General features: G+C 65.4%; 10 protein-coding genes. 3 read left to right on the top strand and 7 right to left on the bottom strand.

Annotated elements, in window-relative coordinates; genetic code table 11:
- Positions 1-13 precede the first annotated feature (13 nt).
- Positions 14-1,429 (bottom strand): PepSY-associated TM helix domain-containing protein, encoded by a 1,416-nt coding sequence (locus FQU74_RS02960; protein ID WP_146284944.1) that lies wholly within the window; start codon positions 1,427-1,429, stop codon positions 14-16.
- 38 nt (positions 1,430-1,467) lie between these two features.
- Positions 1,468-1,860 (bottom strand): hypothetical protein, encoded by a 393-nt coding sequence (locus tag FQU74_RS02955; protein ID WP_146284943.1) that lies wholly within the window; start codon positions 1,858-1,860, stop codon positions 1,468-1,470.
- Between the two features lie 164 nt (positions 1,861-2,024).
- Between FQU74_RS02955 and FQU74_RS02950 the strand changes: the two genes are divergently transcribed.
- Together FQU74_RS02950 and FQU74_RS02945 are read left to right on the top strand one after the other, a co-directional pair.
- Positions 2,025-4,526, top strand: coding sequence for a GcvT family protein (locus tag FQU74_RS02950; protein WP_146284942.1), 2,502 nt, complete (start codon positions 2,025-2,027; stop codon positions 4,524-4,526).
- Between the two features lie 167 nt (positions 4,527-4,693).
- Positions 4,694-5,098 carry a group III truncated hemoglobin gene (locus FQU74_RS02945; RefSeq protein WP_146284941.1) on the top strand — a complete coding sequence of 135 codons (405 nt, stop codon included), beginning with the start codon at positions 4,694-4,696 and terminating at the stop codon, positions 5,096-5,098.
- Here the strand turns inward: FQU74_RS02945 and FQU74_RS02940 are convergent.
- The 4 genes from FQU74_RS02940 to FQU74_RS02925 all read right to left on the bottom strand — a co-directional run bounded on the left by FQU74_RS02940 (position 5,075) and on the right by FQU74_RS02925 (position 12,017).
- Complete coding sequence (locus FQU74_RS02940) at positions 5,075-7,822, bottom strand: DUF2339 domain-containing protein (protein ID WP_146284940.1); 2,748 nt, start codon at positions 7,820-7,822, stop codon at positions 5,075-5,077. The genes FQU74_RS02945 and FQU74_RS02940 overlap by 24 nt on opposite strands.
- A gap of 55 nt (positions 7,823-7,877) precedes the next feature.
- A complete protein-coding gene (locus FQU74_RS02935) occupies positions 7,878-8,900 on the bottom strand; it encodes a YcjF family protein (RefSeq protein WP_146284939.1) in 1,023 nt (340 codons plus the stop codon).
- Complete coding sequence (locus FQU74_RS02930) at positions 8,897-10,312, bottom strand: YcjX family GTP-binding protein (protein ID WP_170246190.1); 1,416 nt, start codon at positions 10,310-10,312, stop codon at positions 8,897-8,899. The genes FQU74_RS02935 and FQU74_RS02930 overlap by 4 nt, the downstream gene beginning before the upstream one ends.
- 127 nt (positions 10,313-10,439) lie before the next feature.
- On the bottom strand, positions 10,440-12,017 hold the full coding sequence (locus FQU74_RS02925) for a 2-isopropylmalate synthase (RefSeq protein ID WP_146284937.1): 1,578 nt from the start codon (positions 12,015-12,017) through the stop codon (positions 10,440-10,442).
- Positions 12,018-12,222: 205 nt separating this feature from the next.
- Between FQU74_RS02925 and FQU74_RS02920 the strand changes: the two genes are divergently transcribed.
- Positions 12,223-12,615 (top strand): hypothetical protein, encoded by a 393-nt coding sequence (locus FQU74_RS02920; RefSeq protein ID WP_146284936.1) that lies wholly within the window; start codon positions 12,223-12,225, stop codon positions 12,613-12,615.
- Positions 12,616-12,618: 3 nt separating this feature from the next.
- On the opposite strand, the gene FQU74_RS02915 is transcribed toward FQU74_RS02920, so the two are convergent.
- Complete coding sequence (locus tag FQU74_RS02915; RefSeq protein WP_146284935.1) at positions 12,619-13,671, bottom strand: lysine-2,3-aminomutase-like protein; 1,053 nt, start codon at positions 13,669-13,671, stop codon at positions 12,619-12,621.
- Positions 13,672-13,818: the final 147 nt, after the last annotated feature.

The raw sequence follows: 13,818 nt of genomic DNA, 5'->3' as shown, positions 1-13,818 counted from the left end.
CGACTGGGGTCTGTCAGGACAGCGCCCGACGCAGCGGCGGTACGGTGCCCAGCACGATCAGGTCAAAGGCCAGCACTGCCAGCAGCGTCAGGCCCAGCACCGGGAAGGCCATCGCCATCACCAGCGCGATCAGCACCACCCCTTTGGTCAAAGGCACCAGATCGGGACGCGGAGGTGCTGCAAGGCGGGCAGCACCCGAGGGGCGGCGCTTGACCCACACGATGACAGACGAGACCGCCAGTCCGATGAAGATCAGGCAGAGCGCGATGTTCAGCGCTGCACTCCACCAGCCCATCAGCCCCATGTGGAACGGAATACCCACCGCCATCGCCTTGCCGGCAAGGCCGTAGTCGGCAAATTTGACATCGGCGAGGATATGACCGGTGTAGCGATCAACATGCACCGTGCGGTCGCTGGTCGGATCGGGGCTGTCGTTCGACATGCTGTCGCGGCTGATCGTCCACACGCCGGACTCATCGGCAGGGAAGGCCAGTTGGAACCGCCCGTCGAAGCCAAGCTCCCGCGCCAGAGCCGTGACCGAGGCCAGATCGACCGGCGCGCCTTCGGCAGTTCCCGCCACGCCCGCGTCCGACCCCGAAGCCGGCATCGGGGTCTGCTCCAGCGCCCACGGCACGGTTTCGCTTGCGGTGTGGTTCATGCTGGCATGGGTGGCATCCGACAAGGGGACGGCGTCCCATTTTTCGGCCGGGAAGGTCGACCAGGCCTGCACGAACTTGCCCCCCCATATCCCCGCCCACGACAGGCCCGAGATCAGGAAGATGATCAGGAACACGCTGACCCAGGTACCGATACTCAGGTGGAGCGACTTCCAGAATGCCCGCCCCTGCGCACGCAGATCAGGCACCAGCATCGAGGAAAAGCCACGCCCGCCCCGCGGCCAGGCAAGGTAGAGCCCGGTCACCACCAGCAGAAGCGCGACCGAGGCCGCAATCTCGACCAGCAGATCGCCGTAGAATTTCGCCTCGCCAACCTGCATCAACTCGCCATGCAGATGATTGGCCCATTCCTCCCAGGTATCGCCTTCTGCCGTGTCGCGCAGAACCGTGCCGGTCGCCGGGTCAAGCGCAAGGATGCGCGCGCCCGCTTCGGTCTGCACCCGGAACAGGGCCGGATTTTCGGCGCTGTAGGGGGCAATGTATTGATCGACCGTGCCGCCGGCATGGGCGGCTGCCGCCTCGGCCTGCGCGATGATCGGCATTTCGGCGCCCGCGCTTACATGCAACCGCTCGCCATACTCGGGCGAGATTGCGCTGAACCAGACCATGATGATCCCCGTCACCGAAAGAAGCACGATGAAGGGAATCACGAACAGCCCGGCATAGAAATGCCAGCGCCAGACTGCGAAATAGAGCTTGTTGATGCGGCTTGCGCCGCCTTCGGCCGTCTGGCCGGGCGTTTGGGTAGACATGCGGATACTCCGTCTGAATTTGCGATTGGATTTTCAGATCAGACGGTTGCAGGGGGCCCGCGCGCAAATAGGCCGCGCGGATCAAACGCCGGACGCCAAAGATTATCCGGGCTCGCGGGCACCACCGCGCGGCTCAGCATGACGGGTGGAGACACCATCGGCATGTCGGCAATCACAACTGCCGACGTCATCTGCGCCCAGGAACACCGCCCGTCCTTGGGCGCCTTGTGGCCAAGCTCTTCACCGGTGACAGGATCAATGGACATGCTGACCGGCCCATCAACCGAGCAGATGACCATCGTGATACCGCCACCAGCCCCCTGCACAGGCATGTAGCCCTGCGCCACCAGCGAAAGCATGACAAACGGCATCACCAGCATCAGGCTGGCGATCCGCGCAAGGCAATGCAGGCACAAAAGGCGGGCAGTCATCGCACCGGCATGCCTTCGGATTGAGGAATCGTCAAGGTCGCGCCAACCGTCGCCATCAGAGGTGCATGTCGTTTTTCGCCACAACAGGTCGGACAGCCTTGGTCGCAAAGTGCTGTCCGTGGCATTCATGGGGCAAGGATTGCAGCGCTAACGGAGTCGCGCCCATGAAAACCCATGTCAAAGCCCTTGTCGTCGGCGGCGGTGCCGTCGGGAACGGCATCGCCTATCATCTGGCCAAAGCGGGCTGGGACACCATGCTCGTGGAACGCGACGAACTGACCAGCGGCTCGACCTGGCACGCCGCTGGCCTTCTGCCGCTGTTCAACATGTCTTTCGCCACCACCCACATCCACAAGTACTCGGTCGATTTCTACAAATCGCTCGAGGCGGAAACGGGCCTGAACGCTGGCTTCTCCATCTGCGGCAACCTGCGCATGGCGCAGACCGACGCGCGGATGGATGAATACATGCTCTATTCCTCGGTCGCGGAAACCGCCGGGGTCTATCACGAGTTCCTGACGCCCGCGCAGATCAAGGAGCGCTGGCCGCTGGTACGCACCGAGGATCTGAAGGGCGCGCTCTTCCACCCGCAGGACGGCTATATCAACCCCGCCGACGTGACGCAGGCCATGGCCAAGGGCGCCCGTCAGCATGGCGCCCATATCGAGCGCAAGGTGCAGGTCAACGGCTATCGCTGGACCGGCAGCGAATGGGTCGTCTCTTGCACCCGCATGGTGGAAAAGGGCGGGATGCTGGTCGCCTCGGACGACCATTTCGAGATCGTGGCCGAACATGTCGTCACCGCGACCGGCAACCATGCACAGCGCACCGCGCGCCTTCTGGGCGTCAAGATCCCGGCGATCCCGGTCGAGCACCAGTATATCGTGACCGAGCCCGACCCGGCGCTGGTCGCATGGCGCAAGGCCGGCAACCCCGAACACCCGGTGCTGCGCGACGCCGATGCCAAATGGTATGTCCGCGAGGAACGCGGCGGCTGGATCCTTGGCCCCTATGAGCGCAATGCCCCTGCCCGCTTCCTCTATGACGTGCCAGAGGCCTTCCGCGCCGACCTGTTCCCGCTGGATCTGGAGCGGATCGAGGCGGAATACATGTCGATGATCCACCGCATCCCGACCTCGGAAACCGTGGGTCTGAAGGACGATTTCAACGGCCCGATCTGCTACACCCCCGATGGCAACCCGCTGGTCGGACCGGTGCCGGGCCTGCGCAACATGTGGATCGCCGAAGGCTTCAGCTTCGGCATCACCGCGGCGGGCGGCACGGGCTACTACCTCGCCCAGATGATGGTCGATGGCGAAGCCGAGATCGACATGGCGAGCCTCGACCCCAAGCGCTACGGCAACTGGATGACCACCGAGTATGCCGCGCGCAAGAACGAAGAGTGCTACGAGCACGTCTTCATCCTGCACCACCCCGACGAAGAGCGTGAAGCCTGCCGCCCGCTGCGCACCGCCCCGGCCTATGACCGCCAGATCGAGATGGGCGCGCAGATGGGGCAGGTGAACGGCTGGGAACGCCCGAACTACTACGGGCCCAAAGACGCGCCCGCCGATTTCGACCATGACAGCCGCAGCTTCCGGCGCGGCGCGTGGTGGCCCTATGCCAAGGCCGAAGCCGAGGCGATCCGCAATACCGTGGGCATCATCGATGCCTCGGCCTTTACCAAGCATCTGGTCCGCGGCCCCGGCGCCACCGCCTTCCTGGATCACTTCACCTGCAACAAGCTGCCGGCGGTTGGCCGTATCAACCTGACCTACGCCCTGACCGATGCGGGGACCACCCGCACGGAATACACCATCGTCCGGCTGAAAGAGAACGAGTACTATCTGATCTCTGCTGGCGCATGGACCGCCTATGACGCTGACTTCCTGCAGAAATCGGCCGAAGACTTCATGGCGGCAGGCGGCGGATACATCGACATCCACGACGTGACGACCCAATGGGGCGTCTTCGCCCTCGCCGGGCCGAATGCGCGGGCCTTGCTGAAAGAGATCGTCAAGGATGCCGAGCCTGAGACGGTCCTTTCGAACAAGCGCTTCCCGTGGCTGAGCTACCGTGACATCGAACTGGGCATGTGCCCGGTCCGGGCGGTGCGCGTGGCCTATACGGGCGAGCTGGGCTGGGAGCTCCACTACCCGATCGAGTTCGGCCGCTACCTGTGGGATCTGCTCTGGTCGGTGGGTGAAAAGCACGGGCTCAAGGGCGTTGGCGCCCGCGCCCAGAACTGGCTGCGCCAAGAGAAAAGCTACCGCGCCTTCGGCAACGAGCTGGGTCGTGACGCAACGCCCCTGGAAGCCGCGCTGGACCGTTTTGTGGACCTTTCGAAAGACTTCCGTGGCAAGCAGGCGATGCTCGACAAGGGCATCCGCTCGCTCTGCGTAACGCTTCTGATTGACGGGCCGGCGGATGCAGACCCGTGGGGCAAGGAGGCGATCCTGAAGGATGGCGTCAAGGTCGGCCGTCTGACCTCGGGCGGCTATTCGGTGGCCTTCGGCAAGCAGATCGGCATGGGCTATGTCAGCCCCGAACTGGCGGCCGTCGGCACGAAGCTCAAGATCAAGATGCAACTCAAGGAATGGGACGCCGTGGTTGTCGAGGACAGCCCCTTCGACCCGAAGAACGAGCGTATCCGCATCAACGGCTGAGGCGGCAGCGCCTGCAAGAAACAGGGAGGGGGCGCTCGCGCCCCCTCTTGCCTTTCGGCAATTCACCCCCTGAGGATACTTGGAAAAGGAAAGAAGGCGCGGCGATCGGTCGCCTTGGCGCCGGCAGCCGAAAGCAGCATCTGCGATAGAGCCCGAGGAGTTCGTCAATGTCAGCCTTTCCGCCTGCCTTTCCCGTGACGCCCGCGCAGATCGATACGCAGGTTGCGGCCTTCTATGCGGCGGTGCGGGCGCATCCGGTGCTGGGACCGGTGTTTGCCACGCATGTGCAGGACTGGCCCGCCCATGAGGCCAAGATCGGTCGCTTCTGGCGCAATGCGATCCTGCACGAACGGAACTATCACGGCTCGCCCCTGATGGTGCACAGACAGGCCGGGAATGTTGAGGCCGCGCATTTCCCGATCTGGCTCGCGCTTTTTGACGAGGTGCTGGCCCGCACCCTGCCACCCGAGGTCGCGCGCCCCTGGTCGACGGTTGCCCATCGCATCGGTCGGGCCCTGTCGATGGGGCTGGCCGATGCCGAGCGCCCGTCAGACACCGTCCCGCGGCTCTGAAACGCTCTGCGCCGCCCAGCGATTAAGCCAGGCGAGGCCGGCGAGTCCCAGACCAAGGCCCGCGAAACTGACCACCCGCAGAAGGCCGGTCAGCCCGGCGGCATCCCACAGGAACACCTTGACCACCGTCAGGCCAATGACCGCCATGGCAATCCGGCGCAGCGGCACCGAACGCCGCGCGAGCGCCTGCCAGAGCAGAACCGCCCCTGCAAGCAACATGGCGAGGGTGTAGCTGTAGAGCTCGGCCGGAAGGACATCGCTGCCACCGATCCAGGGACCATGCCACAGGCGGCGAATCTCGAGCCCGACATAAGTGATGCAGAGCACGATCCCGGCAAGCCGCAGGGCACGCCGGACCTGTGGCGGCAAGACCTTCAGCACACCGGCCAGCACCAGAGCCAACAGCCCCGGCAGGGCATAGGCCAGCGCAAGGCTGTCAAGTATCGCGGGCCCCAGAACGAGGCCGCCGCGATACTCTGGCGAGGGGCTGATCAGCGGATTGTAGGGCACCAGTGCCGCAAGCAGGCCAAGCGCGGCCACCAGCCCCGCCAGTGCCGCGATGCCCAGTCTGAGCGTGCGATTGAAACCCTGCACCGCACCCGCGCGCCAGAGTTGGGTCGCCCCCAGAATAATCCACGGCAAGGCGTGCAGACTTGATCCCCAGTGTGTCTGATTGAGGTCGATCCAGGTATTGGCCGGATCAACAGCCTCACCAGCGGGACGAAGTAGCCGCAGGACAAGCACGTTCACCAAAAGCGCAAGCGCCGCCAGCCCCAGGCTTTCCAGAACCGCACGCGGCATCACTCGCGTCTCTGGCAGCAAGCGCAGCCCGGCCCAGCAGGCGGCTGCAACACCCAGATAGGCGGCGAGTACCGCAGCAGTAGGCGCAACCTCGGCCCAATTGATACCCGGATCCGCAACCAGACGCCACGACAGGACCGCAGCCCCAAGTTGCACGAACCAGCCCATTTCCGGCAGCTCGAACCGGCGGTCAAGCGCGGTTGCCGTAACCAGCAGCACGGCGAGTGCCAGCGTCAGCGCCGCCGCCGATGTCAGCAGGAAAAGCGCAAGCGCAATCAATGACAGCGCCGACAAGGTCGCCCATGCGCTGCGCCGACCGGGCTTAGCGTCGGCGCGCGCAAAGGCCACGGCAAGGCCGACCATGCCCGCGGCCACGGCCATGACATGCAGCGCCCAGCCGAAGTCCCCCAGAACCGGAGCCGGTTGCCACAGGAACTCAAGCGTCGCCACCGCAAGCGGTGCGACCATGACCGCGCCAAGCGCATAAGGCAGCGCCCTGGAACGAAGGCTGCGCCATGCCGAAGCCGCACTGATCAGGGCCGCAAGCACCAGAAGGAATGTGACCGTCCCCGGCGCCGATGTCTCGGGCGGGCGCAGCGCGATGGCTTGCTCGGCAAATGTCCAGATCATCGGTCGGGCCAGTGCGAGCTTGGCCAGAAACCCGAGAGCGGCGATCAGGGCGAGATCCTCAAGCCCGTCGGCACGCTCGGCCCAGACAAGAAGCCCGACCGCAAGACCCGCGAGAAGGATGAAGGCGAGTGTGCCGTCGGTGCCGAAGTTGGCAAACCACACAAGGCTTAGGACGACAAAGATCAGGTTCCCCACTGCAAGTCGCACCGGGAAGTTGGGCCACCGTCCGTCGCGCCGCCAAAGTGCGCGCAGAACGCCCGGCCCGTCATGCGCGGGGATCAGGGTCCGTTCGGGCAGAATGATGGCAAGGAAGGTGCTGACCGACAGGCTGACCAACCAGCCCGAAAGCGAGGCGCCGGAGCTGAACATGGCGTTGAGCCCCAGATGTCCCAGCACCAGCGCCAGAACAGAGACCCATGCCCAGCGGCGGAAACTGTCGACCGCAAGGCCCACCATGACGAGCAGCAAGTAATGAACATAGAGCCAGTCCGGCGCATTTGTCCCGCCATCCAGCAAAAAGGGTGTGGCTGCACCGCCGATCAGACCCACAGCAACCAGCAGCGGGCCATGGCGCCAGCCGAGAAAGATCGCGCCGGCAGCGGCAAGCCCAAGGCCCGCGAAAGTGACGCCCGGACCGTAAAGCCCGTACATCAGCCGCCCGGCAGCCACGCCGGCAAAGACTGCCACAACTCCTGCTCCGCAAAGCGCAGCGGCGATCGGGCTCGACGGCGTGTCGACCGCGCCCGCATCGCGCCTGCGCAGCCACTCTCCCCCGCCAATCAGCGAAAGGCCGAACAGGATGGCGGCAGCAACCCGCGCAGGCGGGGGCAGCAGGCCCTTTTCGATGCCGTACTGCACGAAAAACACGCCCGCCAGCGCAAGTGAGGCCGCGGCGACTGCGATCACCCAGTTCTCACGCAGCCAGCGCACCAATGCGGCCAGACGATCCCGTCGGATCACCAACGGGCGGTCCTGTTCAGTTATCGGCGCGGCCTCTGGTTCGGCAACCACGACGCGGGCGCCAAGCACTGCGGGCGCGGGGCCTGCTTCTTTGATGGTTGCCTCTTCCAGGACGATGGGCTCGTCGGCCAGCATGGGAGGGGAAGCGGGAGCAGGCGCGGCTGGTGCCAGGTCCGGGGTGATCGGGCTTTGTGATCCTGCCCGCAGGCGCGCGACCTCGGCCTCAAGCACCGATGTGCGCGCCCGCAGTCGGGCCACCATCACGAACAGAACGATGACCCCGACCGGGATCGCCAGCACTACAATTGCCAGCAAGGCAAGCAACCCGTCCATTCACTCTCTCTCCGCAACCTGTGGCCACGTTATCACCTGCGGCGGCGGTGACGAGTCAGGATTCCCCGCCCTCTGACCTGCCCCCGCGGTCAAAAAGGCCCGCCAGCGCGCGCGAGACAAGCATCGACACACCCGGTCGTCCGGCGACGTGGAAGGGCAAAGGGCGGCACAGTTCCATCGCGGCTACGCCGACACGGGCAGTCAGCGCCCCGTTCACCACGCCTTCGCCAAAGCGGCGCGAGAGTTTCGACAGGACGCCCCCGCCCGCGACAGAGCCAATCAGATCATCGGTCAGCGCCACTGCCCCCGTCGCCACCAGATAGGTGAAGACCCGGCGCAAAAGGCCCAGCGAGGCAAAGCCGCCGGACCGGCCCCCATAGATTTCGGCAATGCGGCGGATCATCCGCAGGTTGGCAAAGAGCGCGGTCGCCACATCGGCCAGAGCCATGGGAACAAGCGCCGTTACCGTCGCGACCTGCCGCGCCGCGGCCTCGATCTCGCGGCGGGCCAGCGCATCGAGCGGAAGGATCAGCACCCGCTCGGCATGGTCGATCAGCGCATCTGCGTCGAACAGGTCATCATGTGCGGCAGCCAGTTCAAGGCGCGCGCCATTCATCTCGGGCCGGTGCGCATAAAGCGCCGTCACCTGCTCTACCGCCTTGCGCGCGGCCTTTGCATCGGCCGATGCGCGGGCGGACGCCGCCTGATGGCGCAGGCTGTCCAGTCGGGCAAGACGCAGGTAGGCACCCCACTCGCGCAGACCGAGGATCAGCGCCAGCCCCACCGCCACGGCCGTCAGCACAAGCGCGATGCTGCCCAGTATCGGGTTGCGCGCAAAGAGTGTCGCGATGAAATCCCATGCCGCGACCGACAGAACAAAGCTGAACAGTGCGCCAAAAGCCCAGAACGTCGCGCGGGCAAGGGGCGAGGCACGGCGGGCCGCAAGACGTGCCGCCGTCTGCATCGCGCGCCCCTCGGCCGGGGCATCAAGCACGGGTGGCGCGGCGCCAGGGTCTGCATCATCCTGCCGGTCGATCAGCACGGGGCCACGCAAGGGACGGGTTTCGTCGTCGGTCACAACCGGTCTCCGATCAGAAACTCGGCCGCGCGGTCCAGCCGGATATGCGGTGGGCCCTCGCCGGGCCGCAGGTTCAGCCGCGCGGGCGCAAAGGCCATCAAGGCAAAGTCGGCGTCCAGCCAGCGGTCAGCCCCCTTGCGGGCAGGCGAGAGCAGCCGCGCGGGGTCAGAGGGCAGCTCGCCCGGATACATGGCCGCCTGCTTGCCGGTTGAAAGCAGCCTGCCCCGCACCATCGGCAAGGCCTCGCCGTCGCGCTCGACCATCTCCTCCACCGTGGCGCGCAATCCGGCCAGTGACATCGCGGCCACCTCGGCCCCCGAAAAGGCGGCACGGTCACGCGCCTCGCGCACCAGCGCCTCGGTGATTGCCGTCAGCGCAGCGTGCTGGCTCTGGTGCAGATGGTCGGCCTTGGTCGCGGCGAACAGGATCTTTTCCACCCGGCGCCCCAGCAGGATGCTGGAGAGAAAGCCGTTCCGCCCCGGACGGAAGGCCGAGAGGATCTCGGCCATGGTCTGGCGCAAGTCCTCCAGCGCCTGCGGCCCGGCATGGATCGCGCCCAGCACATCGACCAGCACCACCTGCCGGTCGATCCGGGCAAAATGCGCGCTGAAGAAGGGCTTTACCACCTTGGACTTGTAGGCCTCGAACCGCCGTTCCATCTCGTGCCACAGGCTGCTGCGGCTGGCGCTTGCCGGTTCGGGGATCGGCGCAAAGGTCAGCACCGGGCTGCCGGCGAGCTCACCCGGCAAGAGGAACCGGCCCGGCGTGCAATCTGACCAGCCCGCCGCGCGCGCGGCCTGCAGATATTCAGTGAAGGACTGCGCAAGCCCTTGAGCGCGCATCTCATCAAACCGCAGCGACCCATCCTCGGCACGGGCCGTCGCGAGATAGGCCGCACCTTCGGGGCGCCGGGCCATGCGGGTCAGCGTGTCCTCGGCCCAGCGGGCATAGCTTTTGTCCAGCAGTGCCAGATCCAGCAACCATTCGCCGGGATAGTCGACGATATCCAGATGAACGGTTTGCGACCCGGTGATTGCGGCCATCAGCCCCGCAGGCTTGACCCGGAACGACAGGCGCAATTCGGATACGGCGCGCGTGCTGTCGGGCCAATGCGGAGCGTCACCGGTCAGCGCGGCCAGATGGCCCTCAAAGTCAAAGCGTGGGATGGTGTCATCGGGTTGAGGTTGCAGATAGGCCGCCTCGATCCGCCGCGACGCTTCTGCCGAAAGCTGCGGCATCCGCCCCCGGTCCAGCAGGTTCGCAACCAGCCCGCTGATGAACACCGTTTTGCCTGCACGCGACAGCCCCGTCACCCCAAGGCGAACGACGGTGTCGCTGAAAGGTTCCGTGACGGTCGCGACCAGCCCCTCAAGGCTGCGTCCCAACTGTTCGGTCAAGTCACTGATCGCCACCGCGTTTTGCCCGGTCGTTGATGTTTCGCCCCTCAACATAAGCAGCGACGGGCATTTGTGTAGTCGCGAATTCGATATGCCACGCGCCAAGAGAAAGGGCGGCCGTTTGGCCGCCCCCCGTTTCCTCTTAGCCCGCGTCGCGGTAATCGACGGTTTTCACGTCATCACCTGGGTTCGATTTCTTCCGCCGCTCGATCAGGCGGTTCAACGCATTCACATAGGCCTTCACGCTGGCTACGATCGTGTCGGTATCGGCCGACTGGCCGGTTGCGATGCGACCGTCCTCCTCGATCCGGACACTGACAGTGGCCTGGGCGTCAGTGCCCTCGGTCACGGCATGCACCTGATAGAGTTGCAGGTTCACCTTGTGGGGCCACAGCATCTTGACCGCGTTGAAGGCCGCATCCACCGGGCCGTCGCCGGTGGCGTCGATGCTGTGCTCGACGCCATCAATCGCCAGGGTCAGTTCAGCTTCCTGCGGTCCTTCGGTGCCACAAATCACGCGCAGGCGGCGAACCTGCAGCGTATCATGTGCCTCGTGCGTGTCGCTGTCGCTGACCAGCGCCAGCAGGTCGTCGTCATAGACCTCTTTCTTGCGGTCGGCCAAGGCCTTGAAGCGTACGAACAGGTCGTTCAGCTGGTTGTCACCCAGCTCTACCCCCAGTTCCTTCATCTTTGCGCGCAGCGCGGCGCGGCCCGAATGCTTGCCCATGGCGATGTTCTTCGCCGTCAGGCCAATGGTTTCGGGGCGCATGATCTCGAAGGTTTCGACGTTCTTCAGCACGCCGTCCTGATGGATGCCGGATTCGTGCAGGAACGCGTTCTTGCCGACGATTGCCTTGTTGAACTGCACCGGAAAACCCGAGACGGTCGCGACCCGGCGGCTCAGATGCATGATCTTGGTGGTGTCGATGCCGGTCGCAAAGGGCATGATGTCATTTCTGACCTTCAGCGCCATCACCACCTCTTCGAGCGCGGCATTGCCCGCGCGTTCACCCAGGCCATTGATCGTGCATTCGATCTGACGCGCCCCCGCCTCAACGGCAGCCAGGCTGTTGGCCGTGGCCATGCCCAGATCGTTGTGGCAGTGGGTCGAGAAGATCACCTCATCCGCGCCCGGTACCCGTTCCAGCAGCATGCGGATCAGGTCAGCCGATTCGCGCGGCGCGGTGTAGCCCACGGTGTCGGGGATGTTGATCGTGGTGGCGCCTGCCTTGATCGCGATCTCCACCACGCGGCACAGATAGTCATGCTCGGTGCGTGTGGCATCCATGGCCGACCATTGCACGTTATCACACAGGTTGCGCGCATGGGTCACGGTCTGGTGGATGCGGTCCGCCATCTCATCCATGGTCAGGTTGGGGATGGCGCGGTGCAGCGGCGAGGTGCCGATGAAGGTGTGGATGCGCGGCGATTTCGCATGCTTCACCGCTTCCCAGCAGCGGTCGATGTCCTTGAAGTTCGCGCGGCTCAGCCCGCAGATGGTGCTGTTCTTCGCGCGCTTCGCAATCTCGCTGACGGCCGCAAAGTCCCCCTCGGAGGCGATGGGGAAACCCGCCTCGATCACATCCACGCCCATTTCATCCAGGAGGCCGGCAATCTCCAGCTTCTCCTCATGGGTCATGGTCGCGCCGGGCGATTGCTCGCCGTCACGCAGGGTGGTGTCAAAAATAACGACGCGGGGTTGGGCGCTGGTGTCGGTCATGGCTCTGTCCTTGAATTCTGATGCTTCGATCCCTGGGTGCTGGTCACCTCCGAGCGGTCGCACCCGAAGGCACGCTCAGAGGCAGCTAAGGAGAAGCAGGCCACGGCTGGCCGATGCGCCGATGCGCGGAAATGCGATATGTTGCCCCGTGGTCATGGCGCCGGACTATAACGGGCAAAGCGCGAAAGAAAAGAGGGGAAATGACATGGGGATGCGGCATGCGTCACGGCTTGGCCTTGCCTACTTCGCCGCGATCTTTGGCCTGGGCTTTCTGCTGGGCACGGTCAGAACGCTGCTGCTGGAGCCGCGGATCGGCGCCCTGCCTGCGGTCGCGCTGGAGCTGCCGGTGATGCTGGGCGCGGCCTGGGTCATCTGCGGGCGGCTCGTGCGGGGGCACGATCTGACCACGGGCGCGCGTGCGGTCATGGGCGGCACGGCATTCGCGTTTCTGATGCTGGCCGAATTGGCGTTGGCACTGGCCTTCGGCCAAACCCTGATCCAGTATCTGCAAAGCTACGCAACCCCTGCCCCTCAACTGGGGCTTGCCGGTCAGATCGTCTTTGGCTTGCTGCCGCTGCTCAGGGGGCGTCGCGCGTGACCCTTAGGCTCGCGCCGGGTCGGCGTAGGCATGCACGCGCCCAAGCCGGTCGGTCACCTGCCAGCGCCCATCCCCGTCGGGCTGCACATGGGCCGAGGTCAGCATAACCTTCCCCGCCCCGCCGGGGATATCGAGCACATAGGACGGCAGCGCGAGTCCCGACAGGCGGCGCTTGAGTTCGGCCATGATCGCCCGCCCCTCGGCAATCGTGGTGCGGAAATGGCTGGTGCCCTCGGCCAGGTCGCAATGGTGCAGGTAGTAGGGCTTGACCCGGTTGCGCAGCAGGCCGCGAAACAGCGCCTCAAGCACATCCGCATCGTCGTTCACACCGCGCAGCAAGACCGATTGCGAGAACATCGCGACCCCCGCCCGGTTCAGCCGGCGCATCGCGGCAGCGGCATCCGGGGTCAGCTCGTCGGGGTGGTTCGTGTGGATCACCAGATGCACGGGCTTTTCCCGGTCCAGCGCGGCAATCATGGCGGCATCGACCCGCTCGGGCGCGACAACCGGCACGCGGCTGTGAATGCGCAGCGTCTCGACATGCGGCACGGCCTCCAGCAGATCGAGGACCGCCGCCAGACGCCGGGCCGAGAGCGACATCGGATCGCCGCCCGTCAGGATCACCTCGCGGATCGCGGGCGTACGGGCGATATAGTCGATAGCCTGCGACAGATCGCCCTCGGGCAGCACCCCCGTCGCTCCAACCGTCTCGCGGCGGAAACAGAACCGGCAGTAAACCTCGCACACCTGCGTGACAGCCAGAATGACCCGGTCAGGGTAGCGATGCGTCAGCCCCGGCGCAGGGCTGTAGGCGCGGTCACCAATCGGATCGACCAGCTCTTCCGGCCGGGTGATCGCCTCGGCCAGGGTGGGCACGAACTGCGCTGCGATCCCTTGCGATGCCGCCTGATCACGCATGGCAGGCGACAGACGGATGCGAAACCGTTCCGCTACGGCCTCCAGCCCTTCTGCGTTTCCCGCAGACACCAGCCCCTCGGCCACAAGGTCAGCGACGCGCGTCAGGGCGGCAGAGGGCGGTGTACGGTCAGCGGTCATGGTAGATCCGGTTGGCGGCGGCAAGGCCGCGCCCTTAGCAGGCAATGTGTGCAAAAGAAAGCCGCCACCGCATCACATCCCTGCGCGGTGGGGTTTCCCCACGGCGACAGGGCCGCTATGCCAGTGTCAAGAAAACAAGGGTGAGTC

It is taken from the genome of Gemmobacter aquaticus, from assembly GCF_007859075.1.
In the GTDB taxonomy this organism is placed as follows: domain Bacteria; phylum Pseudomonadota; class Alphaproteobacteria; order Rhodobacterales; family Rhodobacteraceae; genus Gemmobacter; species Gemmobacter aquaticus.
The sequence above is the reverse complement of the archived record's forward strand: the minus strand, read 5'-3'. Positions and strand labels throughout refer to the sequence as shown.

Excerpts from the sequence above, each read along its gene's own strand:
- FQU74_RS02960 (WP_146284944.1), bottom strand. The coding sequence starts at position 1,429 with ATGTCTACCCAAACGCCCGGCCAGACGGCCGAAGGCGGCGCAAGCCGC.
- FQU74_RS02955 (WP_146284943.1), bottom strand. The coding sequence starts at position 1,860 with ATGACTGCCCGCCTTTTGTGCCTGCATTGCCTTGCGCGGATCGCCAGC.
- FQU74_RS02950 (WP_146284942.1), top strand. The coding sequence starts at position 2,025 with ATGAAAACCCATGTCAAAGCCCTTGTCGTCGGCGGCGGTGCCGTCGGG.
- FQU74_RS02945 (WP_146284941.1), top strand. The coding sequence starts at position 4,694 with ATGTCAGCCTTTCCGCCTGCCTTTCCCGTGACGCCCGCGCAGATCGAT.
- FQU74_RS02940 (WP_146284940.1), bottom strand. The coding sequence starts at position 7,822 with ATGGACGGGTTGCTTGCCTTGCTGGCAATTGTAGTGCTGGCGATCCCG.
- FQU74_RS02925 (WP_146284937.1), bottom strand. The coding sequence starts at position 12,017 with ATGACCGACACCAGCGCCCAACCCCGCGTCGTTATTTTTGACACCACC.
- FQU74_RS02920 (WP_146284936.1), top strand. The coding sequence starts at position 12,223 with ATGGGGATGCGGCATGCGTCACGGCTTGGCCTTGCCTACTTCGCCGCG.
- FQU74_RS02915 (WP_146284935.1), bottom strand. The coding sequence starts at position 13,671 with ATGACCGCTGACCGTACACCGCCCTCTGCCGCCCTGACGCGCGTCGCT.